This is a genomic window from Lichenicoccus roseus, from assembly GCF_005844085.1.
Lineage (GTDB): Bacteria > Pseudomonadota > Alphaproteobacteria > Acetobacterales > Acetobacteraceae > Lichenicoccus > Lichenicoccus roseus.
On the sequence record NZ_VCDI01000003.1, the window covers coordinates 430,891 to 444,364 of the forward strand.

Annotated in this window: 13 protein-coding genes; 10 read left to right on the plus strand and 3 right to left on the minus strand. The window is 69.2% G+C overall.

The genetic code is table 11. The features are described from left to right. Positions 1-6: 6 nt before the first annotated feature. On the plus strand, positions 7-1,245 hold the full coding sequence (spt, locus tag FE263_RS11265; RefSeq protein WP_408886185.1) for a serine palmitoyltransferase: 1,239 nt from the start codon (positions 7-9) through the stop codon (positions 1,243-1,245). A gap of 45 nt (positions 1,246-1,290) precedes the next feature. Here the strand turns inward: spt and FE263_RS11270 are convergent, their stop codons facing one another. Continuing rightward, on the minus strand, positions 1,291-1,800 hold the full coding sequence (locus FE263_RS11270; RefSeq protein WP_138326078.1) for a DUF2141 domain-containing protein: 510 nt from the start codon (positions 1,798-1,800) through the stop codon (positions 1,291-1,293). 119 nt (positions 1,801-1,919) lie between these two features. On the opposite strand from FE263_RS11270, the gene FE263_RS11275 reads away from it, so the two are divergent. The 4 genes from FE263_RS11275 to FE263_RS11290 are packed head-to-tail and all read left to right on the plus strand — an operon-like array spanning position 1,920 to position 6,643. After that, complete coding sequence (locus FE263_RS11275) at positions 1,920-2,738, plus strand: sterol desaturase family protein (protein ID WP_138326079.1); 819 nt, start codon at positions 1,920-1,922, stop codon at positions 2,736-2,738. Further along, on the plus strand, positions 2,735-3,907 hold the full coding sequence (locus FE263_RS11280; protein ID WP_138326080.1) for a GNAT family N-acetyltransferase: 1,173 nt from the start codon (positions 2,735-2,737) through the stop codon (positions 3,905-3,907). The genes FE263_RS11275 and FE263_RS11280 overlap by 4 nt, the downstream gene beginning before the upstream one ends. Beyond that, on the plus strand, positions 3,904-5,658 hold the full coding sequence (locus FE263_RS11285; RefSeq protein ID WP_138326081.1) for a fatty acyl-AMP ligase: 1,755 nt from the start codon (positions 3,904-3,906) through the stop codon (positions 5,656-5,658). Before FE263_RS11280 ends, FE263_RS11285 begins: the two co-directional genes overlap by 4 nt. 10 nt (positions 5,659-5,668) lie before the next feature. Then, a complete protein-coding gene (locus FE263_RS11290; RefSeq protein ID WP_171034049.1) occupies positions 5,669-6,643 on the plus strand; it encodes an NAD-dependent epimerase/dehydratase family protein in 975 nt (324 codons plus the stop codon). On the opposite strand, the gene FE263_RS11295 is transcribed toward FE263_RS11290, so the two are convergent. After that, a complete protein-coding gene (locus FE263_RS11295; RefSeq protein WP_138326083.1) occupies positions 6,635-7,072 on the minus strand; it encodes a hypothetical protein in 438 nt (145 codons plus the stop codon). The two genes, FE263_RS11290 and FE263_RS11295, sit on opposite strands and share 9 nt — an antisense overlap. 157 nt (positions 7,073-7,229) lie before the next feature. Beyond that, positions 7,230-7,406 carry a hypothetical protein gene (locus FE263_RS22075; RefSeq protein ID WP_171034050.1) on the minus strand — a complete coding sequence of 59 codons (177 nt, stop codon included), beginning with the start codon at positions 7,404-7,406 and terminating at the stop codon, positions 7,230-7,232. Between the two features lie 57 nt (positions 7,407-7,463). Between FE263_RS22075 and FE263_RS11300 the strand changes: the two genes are divergently transcribed. The 5 genes from FE263_RS11300 to FE263_RS11320 all read left to right on the plus strand — a co-directional run bounded on the left by FE263_RS11300 (position 7,464) and on the right by FE263_RS11320 (position 13,472). Further along, positions 7,464-8,627 (plus strand): MFS transporter, encoded by a 1,164-nt coding sequence (locus FE263_RS11300; protein ID WP_205880343.1) that lies wholly within the window; start codon positions 7,464-7,466, stop codon positions 8,625-8,627. 91 nt (positions 8,628-8,718) lie between these two features. Then, positions 8,719-9,753 carry an SDR family oxidoreductase gene (locus tag FE263_RS11305; RefSeq protein WP_171034051.1) on the plus strand — a complete coding sequence of 345 codons (1,035 nt, stop codon included), beginning with the start codon at positions 8,719-8,721 and terminating at the stop codon, positions 9,751-9,753. Between the two features lie 133 nt (positions 9,754-9,886). Continuing rightward, complete coding sequence (locus FE263_RS11310; protein ID WP_138326085.1) at positions 9,887-10,903, plus strand: substrate-binding domain-containing protein; 1,017 nt, start codon at positions 9,887-9,889, stop codon at positions 10,901-10,903. A gap of 45 nt (positions 10,904-10,948) precedes the next feature. Then, entirely contained in the window at positions 10,949-12,430 is a 1,482-nt protein-coding gene (locus tag FE263_RS11315) for a sugar ABC transporter ATP-binding protein (RefSeq protein WP_138326086.1), read from the plus strand. Then, a complete protein-coding gene (locus tag FE263_RS11320; protein WP_205880344.1) occupies positions 12,423-13,472 on the plus strand; it encodes an ABC transporter permease in 1,050 nt (349 codons plus the stop codon). The genes FE263_RS11315 and FE263_RS11320 overlap by 8 nt, the downstream gene beginning before the upstream one ends. The last annotated feature ends 2 nt before the right edge of the window (positions 13,473-13,474 follow it).

A 13,474-nucleotide genomic window follows, 5' to 3' on the forward strand; every position in this document is an offset into this window, starting at 1 on the left:
TCGATAGTGCTGCAAAAATACGGCGCCCTGAAACGAGCCCGGGCACAGCTGCTCGACGCCGGTTCCACTGATTCCGACGCACAGGATCCATTCGACGTCCGGTTCGAGACGATCCTCGGCCCCGCCGAGGCGGTGCTGGCGGGTCGCAAGGTCCTGCTTTTCGGAACCAACAACTATCTTGGCCTGACGTTCGACGCCGGCTGCATCGAGCAGGCGGTCGCGGCGGTCAGGGGCGATGGCACCGGCACCACCGGTTCGCGTATCGCCAACGGAACCTATGGCAGCCATGCCAGGCTCGAGCGCAAGCTGGCGCAGTTCCTCGGGCGTCGCGACGTGATGCTGTTCACGACCGGCTATCAGGCCAATGTCGGCATCCTGCCGGCGCTGGCCGGGGCCGACGACTACCTGCTGCTCGACGCCGACAGCCATGCCAGCATCTATGACGGCGCCAAGCTCAGCGATGCCTCGGTCACGCGGTTCCGCCATAACGATCCGGACGATCTGTATCGTCGACTGCGCTTCCTCGCCGACCGGCCCGGCGACAAGCTGATCGTCGTCGAGGGCATCTACAGCATGCTCGGCGACATGGCACCGCTGCGCGAGCTCGTGGCGGTGAAGCGCGAGACCGGTGCTTTCCTGCTGGTCGACGAGGCGCATTCGCTCGGGGTGCTCGGCGCACACGGACGGGGCCTCGCGGAGGCGACCGGAACCGAGGGCGATGTCGATTTCGTGGTCGGGACCTTCAGCAAGAGCCTCGGCGGCATCGGTGGTTTCTGCGCGTCGGACCTGCCCGATTTCGACATGCTGAGGTTGGCGTCTCGCGCCTACATGTTCACCGCGTCGTTGCCGCCTGCGGTGATCGCCGGGGTCACCCAGGCGCTCGAGACGCTGGAGCGACGGCCGGAGCTGTGCGCCGATCTCGCACGGAATGCGGCGCATCTCTACGAGGGCCTGGCTGCGGCGGGGTTCGCGCTGGGGCCGACCATCAGCCCGATCATTTCGATACGCCTGAACGATACCGGTCTGGCCGCCGCCTTCTGGAACCGGCTCCTGCAGGTCGGGATCTATGTGAACCTCGCCTTGCCGCCGGCAACGCCGGAGCGGCAGTCGTTGCTACGCACCAGCGTGAGTGCCGCCCATACTCCGGCGCAGATCGATCAGGCGATCGGCGCGATGACCTCGATCGGCCTCGAACTGGGCGTGCTGCAGGACCCCAGCGAACGCTACTTCAGCGCCGCCCAATAGCAGCGTAGCGAGCCGGGGGCCTCGTGCCCCGGTCCCGGAGGCGCCTCAGTAGCGCAGCCGGATGCTGATGTGGTTGGAACCGGGATGCACCGCGAATGCCGCCGCCAGGTAGTGCGGCGGCGCAAACACCGGGACGGCGTTGTTGGAGAACCCGTAGCCCTCGGCCGGCAGCCCGAGGAAGTTGCGGTCGAAATGATGGTTGTCGTTCTCGTCGTGGTAGATCGCCACCGCATAGGTGCCAGGCGACGAGACCGCGAAGCAGGCTTCGGCCTGGGCGCCGGCAAGCGTCACATGCTGCACATCGAGCGAGCCGCCGCGGTGAAGGAACAGCGCCGGGTCCGGGCCGTAGAGGGTGAAGGTGATGTTGCCGGCGACGCGCCGCGCGCCGGTGCCGACGACATGCAGTTGCGGCAGGTCTGCGGCGGCGCCGGCGCACGGCACGGCGGTGACGGCGCCGGCTCGCGTTGCGACCAGGGCTGCCCAGAGGAGGCAGCTGCCGCCGATGACGGTGCGGCGGAGCAGCGCTCTGCGACGAAGTGTAAGCGTGGAGGACAACGCGGCCGACCCCTGCAGGACGGGGTCGAGATGCGTCGGGTGCCGGCGGGTTGCAAGGGAGGCCGCTCGCTTGACACGCCGTCGCCGCCGTCCCACTCGATACCCCGAAGGAGGACCTGATGTACAAGCGCTGGCGAAAACATGGACGAAGCTTCGACCTGGGCCGTATGAGCCTGCGCGACCTGATCACGGCCTATGGCAGCCATCCGGCGGTGCATCTCTATGTTCTCCTCGCCACCGCGAGCGGCATCTACGCGGTACACGCGGCGCATGGCCTGCGCCCCGATGGCCTTGCGAGGCTGGGTGCCGCAATAGTGGTGACGATACTCGCCTACCCGCTCACCTGGTATGTCCTGCACCGGTTCATCCTGCATGGCCGCTTCCTCTATCGCTGGCGCATGACGTCGTCGCTCTGGAAGCGCATCCATTTCGACCACCACCAGGACCCGCACCGCATGGATGTGCTGTTCGGCTCGCCGCTGAACACGGCGCCGACCATCCTGGCGATCCTGGTCCCGCTCGGCTGGCTGATCGGTGGCGGCGCGGCGGGTGCCGCCGCTTCGGTATGCGCCGGCTTCCTGATCACCTGCCTCTACGAGTTCTGCCACTGCGTGCAGCACCTGAACTTCAAGCCGCGCAACCGGCTGCTGCGCCGCATGAAGGAACTGCACCTGGCGCATCACTTCCACGACGAGGAAGGCAACTACGGCATCACCTCGTTCGCGATCGACCGGATGTTCGGCACCTTCTACGGCTCGGTCCGCGAGCGGCCCCGGTCGCCGCACGTCTTCAACCTGGGCTACGACCTGAACGAAGCGGAGCGCTACCCCTGGGTCGCGGAACTCTCCGGCGGACCACCGATGGACCGCCCGCCTGGCCATCGCCGGCCTGGCAACCGCACCCCGGCTTCCAGGGAACGCACCAGAGGGACCGCATGAACGCTGCGAGGCCCGCAGCCGGCGCCGTCGAGATCGTTCCCGCCGTCACGAGGTCTGCCCTCGGCCGCTTCATACGCCTGCCGGAGCGGCTCTACCGTCGCGATCCGTCCTATGTGCCTGCCTTGCGCTCCGAACGCCGGGCTGCGCTGACAGCGGGCGGCAACCCGTTCTTCGCCCATGCCGATGCGGCGTTCTGGCTCGCGCGTCGCGACGGGCGCGACGTCGGCCGCATCAGTGCGCAGCAGGACCATCTGGCTCGTCCGGGACCGTCCGGCCCGGTCGGCAATTTCGGCTCGCTGGTGGCGATCGACGATGCGGAGGTGTTCGCGGCCCTGCTGTCGGTTGCCGAACGCTGGCTGCGCGATCGCGGCCTCGCCCAGGTGCAGGGGCCGTTCAGCCTGTCGATCAACGAGGAGACCGGCCTGCTGGTCGACGGCTTCGACACGCCGCCGATGCTGATGATGCCGCACGATCCGCCCTACGTGGCGCCGCACCTCGAGGCGCTCGGCTACCGCAAGATCCGCGACGTGCTGGCCTACCTGTGCGATACCACCGTGGCGCTGCCGCGCTCCGCCGCCGCCATGGTCGGGCGCGGCCTGCCTTCCGGGGTGACGCTGCGACACATGCGGTTCGAGACGCTCGAGCAGGACATCGCCGCGGTGGTCGACATCTACAACGACGGCTGGGACGGTCACTGGGGCTTCGTGCCGATCACCGGGGCCGAGGTGGCCCACATGGCCCGCGCCATGAAGCCGCTCCTGCACGAGCGGCTGGTCTGGTTCGCAGATGTCGAGGGGACGCCGGCGGCCTTCGGACTGTGCCTGCCCAACCTGAATGCGGCGATCCGTGACCTGTCCGGCCGGCTGCTGCCGTTCGGCTGGGTGAAGCTGCTCTGGCGCCTGAAGGTCGCCGGAACCAGCTCCGCCAGGGTGCCGCTGATGGGGGTCCGCAAGAGCTACGGCGCCAGCCTGCTTGGACGGCTGCTGCCGCTGCATATCGTGGACCAGCTGCGTCGCGAGGCCCTGGCGCGCGGGATCCGGTCGGTCGAGATGTCGTGGATCCTGGAGGACAACCTGCCGATGCGGCATCTTGCGGAGGCCATCGGCGGCCGCGCCTACAAGACATACCGCGTGTTCGAGAAATCGCTCGCATCCGGAGCGGCGGCATGACGGCGCCCACTCCGACCCGATCCGGCCTGGACCAGCTGGCCGGCGAGTTCGTCACCCTGGCCGACGCGCTCGACTATGCCGCCGACGGCGAGACCGGCCTCAACTTCTATTCGATACGTGGCGAGCTGACGCTGGCGATGCCGTACCGGACGCTTCGCCACGAGGCGCTGGCGCTCGCCCGCCGGCTGCTGCAGCTCGGCCTGCGGCAGGGCGAGCGCGTCGCGATCGTCGCCGAGACGCACCCCGATTTCATGCGGGTGTTCTTTGCCTGCCAGTATGCCGGACTGGTGCCGGCGCCGCTGCCGATGCCATTCGTGTTCGGCGGGCGCGAGACCTATGTGGCGCATGTCCGGCGCCTGATCGAGGAGGCCCAGGCGGTCGCGTTGTTCGTGCCCGAAGCGCTGCGGGGCTGGTTCTCGCCTGCGGACGCCGGCAGCCTTCGCCTGTGCAGCACGCTCGCGGGGTTGCCCGCCGATGGCGAAGACCTGCCTTGCGGGGGCACCGGCGCCGACATCAAGCTGCCGACGATCGGCGCCGACCATACCGCCTATCTGCAGTTCTCGTCCGGCAGCACGCGGTTCCCGATCGGCGTGGTGGTGCAGCAGCGGGCGCTGATGGCCAATATCTCGGGGATCCTGCAGCACGGGCTGCAGATAAGGCCGGACGACCGGGCGATATCGTGGCTGCCGCTCTATCACGACATGGGGCTGGTCGGCTTCCTGCTCAGCCCGCTCGCCGGACAGGTCTCGGTCGACCTGCTGGCGACGCAGGATTTCGTGCGCCGGCCGCAACTCTGGCTGTCGCTGATCACCGGCAATCGCGGCACCATCTCGTACAGTCCGAGCTTCGGCTACGAGCTGTGCACGCGCCGCGAGCGGGCGATCAACAAGACCGAACTCGACCTGTCCAGCTGGCGCATCGCCGGTATCGGCGGCGACATGATCCGCCCGGCCTCGCTGGCCAGCTTCGCCCGTATCTTCGCCCCGTGCGGCTACCGGCCGGAAGCCTTCCTGCCGAGCTACGGCATGGCGGAGGCGACGCTGGCGATCAGCTTCGCTCCGGTCGGGCGCGGCATAGAGACCGACATCGTGGATCTGGACCGGCTGGAACAGGATGGCGTGGCTGCCAGGCCTGCATCGCTCGATACCCGCGCACGCACCCTGGTGCTGTGCGGCACGTCGCTGCCCGGGCACGAGATCGAGATCCGCTCCGTCGATGGCGACGCGCTCGGCGATCGGCGGGTGGGACGGATCTTCGTCCGTGGCGCCAGCCTGATGAAAGGCTACGACCGCAGGCCCGACGAGACGCAGGCGATCCTGTCGCCGGACGGCTGGCTGGAAACCGGCGATCTCGGCTACCGGCTCGGCGACACGCTCGTGCTCACGGGCCGTGCCAAGGACCTGATCATCATCAACGGCCGCAACATCTGGCCGCAGGACCTGGAGTGGAGCATCGAACGCAGCGTCGCCGATGTCCGCACCGGTGACGTGGCGGCGTTCTCCATCGAGCAGGACGGCCATGAGACGCTGATCGTCGCGGTGGAGGCGAGGGGTGTCGCAGATCCCGCCGACAGCGAGCGACTGGTGCGTGCGGTCGGCGATGCGGTGCGCGCCGGCCATGGCCTCGACAGTCTCGTCGTCCTGATGGCGCCGGGTAGCCTGCCATACACCTCCTCCGGCAAGCTGAGCCGGTCGGCGGTGCGCCAGCGCTACCTCGCCGACCGGCTTGCCGCGGTGGCTGTTCCGGCGTGATCGCCGCCACTTGAGCACGGGCGACGTGACCGGGCGGGTCGCGGCGGTCACCGGCGGCAACGGGTTCCTCGGATCGGCGATAGTCGCCGCGCTGTCCGCGGCGGGCTGGCGGATCAGGCTGCTGGCACGCGGCGCGCTGGACCATCCGGTGCTGTCCGGGATCGCGCTGCAGCAGGTCTCGGGCGATCTCGCCGATGCGGCGGCGGTTGCCGAGCTGGTGCGGGACGCCGACCTCGTCGTGCATGCCGCCGGCCTCGTCAAGGCGCGCACCCGGCAACATTTCCTGGCGGTCAATCGCGACGGCACCGCCCGGCTTGCCGAAGCGGTGAAGCGCCTGCCGCGGCCGCCCCGCTTCATCCTGATCTCGTCGCAGGCCGCGCGGGAGCCCTCGCTGTCCGACTATGCGGCCAGCAAGCGTCTCGGCGAGGCGGCGGCGGAGGCGGTGCTGGCCGGGCGGCCCTGCATGGTGCTCCGGCCCTGCGTCATCTATGGCCCGTGGGACCGCGAGGGACGCGCCCTGCTGCGTCTGGCCGGCTCGCGTATCGCGCCCGCGGTGCGCGCGCCGGAGCCGCGCATCGCGATGATCCATGTCCGCGATGCCGCCGCGGCGGTGGCGGCGGCGGCGTCCGGCGGTCCCGAGGTCGGGGTGTTCGAGATCTGCGACGAGCGCGCGGACGGCTATGGCTGGCGCGAGCTGCTGCGCCGGCTGGGCGAGGCGAACGGCCGCGTGCCGCGCGCGGTCGCGGTTCCCGACCTGCTGATCCGCGCCGCCGGCTCCGCCAACGAGCTGCTGGCGCTCGCGGGTGGCCCGCCGGCGATGTTCGGCGCCGGCAAGGCGCGCGAGATCCTGCACCGGGACTGGTCGGCCGACCCGGCGCGCCGGTTGTCGGCCGCCCTGTGGCAGCCGCGGATCGCCCTCACCGAGGGTCTGGCCGAGACGGTGGCCTGGGCGCGAAGTCGCCGGGGCGTGCCGCGGTCAAGGTGACCGGACGGCCCTGAGGATGCTGCTGCAGGGCGGCGCCGCGCTGGCGTAGGGGTCGTTCCGGGTAGTGTTGCCGTTGATCTCGGTGCCGGTCAGCACGCCGTCCTGGATGCTCCCGGTCAGGTGGCGGCTGCCGTCGCCGTTCTGCATCGTGACCGAACCGTCGGCGCCGACGGTGCCGCCGAGACGGCGGGACTTGCGGTGCGTCTGCAGCGTGATCTGTCCCTCGGTAATCGTGAACTTCAAGGTGCCGCCGCTGACGCCGGCACAGGCGCCGCCGAGTGCCTCGGGCGTCTCGCTGCCGCGATAGATGCCGTCGTACTGGGCGAGCGTCGGATCGAGCGTGACCTGCCTGGGATCGCAGGCGGCGGTTGCGATCAGCAGCGCGAGCGAGGCCGGCCAGCGGCGGTGTCGACGAGGAATGGGTGGCATCGGCAGTGGCCTCCTTCCGGCTTTGGTGCCAGCGACACGGTGCCCTCCGGACTGGCCAGCGCGACCCCGTGGCGACCGTCAAAGGTCGCCATGGTCGGTTCGTGGCCGGGCTCTCGCAGCGCGTCCGGGTGTATCGACGAGCGCTGGCCGTTCTCGATCAAGGCGGAGCCGCCAGTACCTGCCATCGTCCGCAGGCACGCCGGCGGTCCGCCGGTTGGGGGGCGTACCGGATGAGGTTGAACATGTCGAGCGTGATCGGCTTGCCTGCCCGGGTGCAGGGCGACGCCATCAGGCAGCCGGTCGGACCACGGGCGGCGGCCAGTTGTTCGATCATCGGCTGGCATGGGGTCTTACACTCGGCGCTGCGCCGGTCCTGATCTAGGCTCCACCGGTGCGCGCGCGATCGTCCCTGCCGGGCTTCCTTTTCCTCTACGCGCTGCTGTTCGCGGCCTTCGGGGTGGCGTCGCCGTTCCTGCCGGCGCTGTTGCAGCAGGACGGCCTGACGCCGGGATCGATCGGTGTCGTGCTGGCCGCGGGTACCGGCATCCGGCTGCTGGCGGGCCCGCTCGGCGGCCGCATCGCCGATCGCAGCGGGCGGCCGGCGGCGGTGCTGTGTGGTCTCACGGTGGCTGCCGCGGTGATCGCCCTCGGCTACGCGCCGGCCAGGGGGTTGCCGCTGCTGCTGCTGGTGGCGGTCGCCCATGCGGCGGTGCTGGCGCCGCTGAACCCGATCGCCGATGCCCTGGCGCTCGGCTCGTCCCGGCAGAAGCCGGGCTTCGAATATGGCTGGGTGCGGGCGGCCGGCTCCGCCGCCTTCATCCTGGGCACGCTGGGATCCGGACAATGTGTCGGCCGGGCCGGACTCGGGGTCATCGTCTGGCTCAATGCCGGCCTGCTGGCAGGCGCTGCCTGCCTCGCCTGGCGGGTGCCGGATCGGGTGGCCGGAGTCGGTACAGGATCGGAGACTGGCTCGATCCGGCTGTTGCTGGCGATGCCGATGTTCCGCCGGCTGATGCTGGCGGCGTCGCTGATCGGCGGCAGCCACGCGCTGCACGACGGCTTCGAGGTCATACGCTGGCGCAGCGCCGGGCTGAGCGACGGGCAGGCCAGCCTGCTGTGGTCGATGTCGGTGGCGGCGGAGGTCGGCGTGTTCCTGTTCCTGGGCCGCCGGACGGTGCAGCGCATCGGCCCGGGACCGGCCATGATGCTGTCGGCGACCGCGGGAATCGTTCGCTGGGGGGTCGCCGCCCGCACTGCCTGGTTTCCGGCCATGCTGCTGGTCGAGCCGCTGCACGGCCTGACCTTCGCGCTCCTGCATCTGGCCTGCATGGACATGATCGGGCGGACCGTTCCGGCAAGGCTCGCCGCCACCGCGCAGGCCTTCTACGCGACGGTGGCGATGGGCGCCGTGTCCACGCTCGTCACGCTGGTGTCCGGCACCCTGTATGGCCGCTACGGCGCGGCGTCGTTCTGGAGCATGGCGGCGATGTGCGCGCTGGCGTTGCCGGTCGCCATCGGCATACGCGGCGAGCGCGCCGGACGGATCGCCGCATGACCGCCTTGCCGCGCTGCCGACGGCATCGGCAACCCCCACCACGATGCATCGTTGGCCGACGCCGGCAGACGGCGGGAAAGCAGCACGCATCATGTCAGACTCGACGACTTCGCAGTCCGTAACTACCGGTCTGCACGCCCCGGGCACCGTCGTCATCACCGGGGCGGGTTCCGGCATCGGCCTCGCGGCGGCGCTGCACTTCGCGGCGAAAGGCTGGCGCATCGGCCTGATCGGGCGCGGCGAGCCTGCGTTGCGCGAAGCCGAGCTGCAGGTGCTGGCAGCCGGCGGCACCGCGCACGTGGCGATGGCGGATGTGTCGGATGCTGCGGCACTCGAGGCGGCGGCGACCTCGATCGAGGCGGCGCTCGGGCCGTTCGACGTGTGGGTGAACAATGCCGGCATCGGCTTCTACGGCAAGTTCACGGATGTTCCGGAGGATGCGTTCCGGCGGGTGATCGACGTGAACCTGCACGGCACGGCGAACGGCACCCGCATCGCGCTGAGCCGGATGCGGCCACGCAACCGCGGCACCATCGTGCAGGTGCTGTCGGCGATCTCCTATCGCGGCATCCCGCTGCAGAGCGCGTACTCGGCGTCGAAATACGGCCTGCGCGGATTCACCGAGGCGGTACGCTCGGAGCTGGTCAACGAGCGGTCGGCGATCACCGTCTGCATGGTGCATCCTCCGGCCGTCAACACGCCGTTCTACAGCCATGCCGGCTCGGTCATGGACAAGGCGCCGCGGCCGCCGCCGCCGGTCTACCAGCCCGAGATGCTGGGCGAGGCGATCTACCTGGCCGCGCTGTCGAGGCGGCGGGAATGGCGGGTGACGGGTTCGAGCGTCGGCTTCTCGGTTGCCAACAAGCTGGTTCCGGGCGCGCTCGACATCGTGTCGGGACTGGTCGGCGTCGCCGTGCAGAAGACGACACGCGACAAGGTGGTGTCGGCGCGCGATCCGAATACCTTCTCGCCATCGAGCGTGCCGACCGGCACGCATGGTCCCTTCGACGGCGAGTCGCTCAGGCGCAGCCTGCAATGGAGTCTTACCAAGGGTCCCGCCATGCTGCCGCTCGGCGTCGGCATGCTGGCCGTCGGCGCGATGGGCGCGTTGCTGCGCCGGCGGTAACCGCTGGCTGCCCGACCGGCGGACAGCAGGCGAGGCAGCCCGGGCCGCGGTTTACAACCCGTCCCGATTGCCAGATGATCCCGCCGCGACAGAAACCCCCTATGCAGAAGGGGGGCTGCAGTTGGGGAAGCACATGAAGCGTCGAGACGCCCTCAAGGGGTTGGCCGCGATGTCGGCCGCCGGCACGCTGGCTGCCGGCACGATGGGATGGCCGGGCAACGCACGCGCCGCCGCTGCCGGGCAGATGGTGACGGTTGCCAAGATCATCGGCATTCCCTGGTTCAACCTGCTGAGCGACGGCATCACCGAAGGCGGCAAGAAGTTCAACATCGATGCGACGATGACCGGTCCGGCGCATGTCGATCCTGCCGCGCAGGTCTCGATGGTCGAGGATCTGATCGCAAAGCGCGTCAACGTCATCGGCCTGGTGCCGCTCGACGTGAAGGTCATGGGACCGGTGCTGCAGCGTGCCCAGGATGCCGGCATCATCGTCATCACCCAGGAAGGCCCGAACCAGGACAACCGCACCTGGGATGTCGAGATGATCGACAGCACGGCGTTCGGCGAGACGCAGATGAAGGCGCTCGCGAAGAACATGGGCGAGCGTGGCCAGTACATCATCATGGTCGGCACGCTGACCACGCCGCTGCACAACAAGTGGGCGGATGCGGCGATCGCCTACCAGAAGGCGCATTATCCGAACATGTCGCTGGCGACCTCGCGGTTTCCAGGGTCCGACGAGGTGGACAGCGCCGAGCAGGTCATGCGCAACACGCTGCAGGCCTATCCGGATGTACGCGGCGTCATCGGGTTCGGATCGAACGGCGCGATCGGGGCCGGCAACGTGATCCGGCAGCGCCACCTGCAGCGCAAGATCTCGATCCTCGGCACCGCGATCCCGTCGCAGGTCAAGCCGCTGCTGCTGGACGGGTCGGTGCGCGAATGTTTCGTCTGGAGCCCGAAGGATGCCGGCTATGCCATGGTCGCGGTGGCGAGCCTTGCCTTGCAGAAGGCGAGCTTCACCGACGGCATGGATATTCCCGGGCTCGGGCGCGCGCATGTCGATGTGCCGGGACGGCTGATCAGCGTCGACCGCACCCTGGCCATCAACAAGGACACCGTGGACAAGCTGATCGCACAGGGGCTTTGAGTCGCAAGGCAGTCGCTTGAACGCATCGCAGCGCGAGGCCGCGGCTTGAGCGCATTCCTCGAGCTTCGCGGTATCTCGAAGCGCTTCGGCGGCGTACGGGCACTCGACAACGTCGACGTAACCGTCGAGGTCGGCGAGATCCATTGTCTCGCCGGTGAGAACGGCTCGGGCAAGTCGACGCTGATCAAGATCATCTCCGGCGTGCAGCCGCCTGAGCCGGGCGGCCATCTCGCGGTGCTGGGCGAGGCGCTGCATGGCCTGACGCCGGCGGAGAGCATCCGGCGCGGCATCCAGGTGATCTACCAGGACCTCTCGCTGTTCACCAACCTGACGGTGGCCGAGAATATCGCGGCCGGGCTGCATCGCGGCCTGCATCTGGTGAGCTGGCGTGCCATACGACGCACCGCTGACGCGGCGATCCGGCGCATCGGCGTCGACCTCGACCCGGACGCCTTCGTCGCCGACCTGCCGATCGCGCAGCGGCAGCTGGTGGCGATCTGCCGGGCGCTGGCGGCGGATGCCAGGCTGGTGATCATGGACGAGCCGACCGCGTCGCTGACCCGGCGCGAGGTCGACAGCCTGTTGGCACTTGCCCACGAACTCAGGCAGCGCGGGATCGCGGTGATGTTCGTCAGCCACCGGCTCGACGAGGTGCTGGAGATCGCAGATCGCGTCACGGTGCTGCGCAACGGCGAGAAGGTCGGTACCTACGAGGCGGCGGACATGACCGGCCGGCGCCTCGGCGAGCTGATGACCGGCAAGAGCTTCGACTACACCGCACGCGACGCGCGGGAGGTGGCCGGCGAGACCGTGCTGGCGGTGCGCAACCTGTCGCGGGCCGGCGACTACAGCGACATCAGCTTCACCGTGGGCGCCGGCGAGACCCTCGGCGTGATCGGCAGGCTTGGGTCCGGCCGCACCGAGCTTGCCTTGTCGCTGTTCGGCATGAACCCGCCGGACGCCGGGGAGGTCGCCATACGCGGCCGGACGCTGACCCGGCACGACACCGCGGAGGCGATCGGGCACGGCATCGCCTACGTGTCGGAGGATCGGCTGACGCTGGGCCTGGTGATGCAGCAGCCGATCTCGTCCAACATCACCCTCGCGGTGCTGGAAGATCTCGCCGGGCGGAACGGCCTGGTGCCAGACCGGCGTCGGCAGCAGGCGGTGACGCACTGGATCGAGGAACTCGGGATCAAGGTGTCCGATCCGGAGAATGCGGTAGGCACGCTGTCGGGCGGCAACCAGCAGCGGGTGGTGCTGGCGAAATGGCTGGCGACCGAGCCGAGCCTGCTGATCCTGGACAGCCCTACGGTGGGCGTCGATATCGGCGCCAAGGACGGCATCTACGCCATCGTGCGGGCGCTGGCGGCGAAAGGGCTGGCGGTGATCCTGATTTCCGACGAAGTGCCCGAGGTGTTCTATCATACCGACCGCATCCTGATCATGCGGGAAGGCCGGTTGACCGGGGAGTTCCTGCCGTCCCGGAGCTCGGAAGCAGAGGTCAGGCAGGCGGTCGATGCGTAGTACTACATCACCGGGTATGTTCCTTGGGGCGTTCCGGCGCACCCACGAGTTCCGGCTGCTGATCGCGACCGTCGGGCTGATCGCGATCCTGTCGGTATCCAGCAGGCGCTTCCTGACGCTGCAGAACGGGCTCGACCTGCTGACATCCTATGCCTTCTCGGGAATGCTGGCGGCCGGCCTGCTGGTGGTGCTGGTTTCGGGCGGCATCGACATCTCGTTCACCGCCATCGCCTCGGTCGCGCAATATGTCGCCCTGGTCGCGGTGATGCACCTGCATGGCGGCTGGCTCATGCTGTTCGCGATCGGGCTCGGCATCGGTACTGCACTCGGCATGCTGAACGCGGTCCTGATCAGCACACTGAGGATCTCCAGCATCATCGTCTCGATCGCGATGCTGAACGTCTATTTCGGGCTGCTGATGTTCCTGAGCCACGGCAACCAGCTGTTCAACATGCCCGACTGGTTCCTGAACGCATTCTCCTGGGTGCTCTGGACCGACAGCGAGCAGAACCCGTACGTGCTGAATGCGCAGATCATCGGCCTGTTCGTCTGCTTCGCGTTGTCGTGGCTGCTGCTCAACCGCACCAGCATCGGCCGGCAGATCTACGCGCTCGGCGGCAACGCCGAGGCGGCGGCGCGGGTCGGCTACAATGCCTGGCGGCTCAACCTCGTCGTGTATGGCTACATGGGGTTCATCGCGGGACTCGCATCACTGGCGCAGGCACAGCTGGCGCAGTCGGTGGCGCCGAACGTGCTGGTCGGGCGCGAGCTGAACGTGCTCGCCGCCGTGGTGCTCGGTGGCGCCAGCCTGACCGGCGGGCAGGGCACCGTGCTCGGGGCCATCCTCGGGGTTGCCGTGCTGGCCTGCATGGAGAACGGGCTGATCCTGCTCGGCGTGTCCTCGTACTGGACGCAGTTCTTCGACGGCGCGGTGATCCTGGTGGCGGTCTCGACGATCGCCTGGGAGCGGCGACGGCAGCGGGCGGCGATGCGCCGGGTGATCGCGGCACCGGCCGGCGCGGCAGTGGCGCGGCAGGGTTGAGC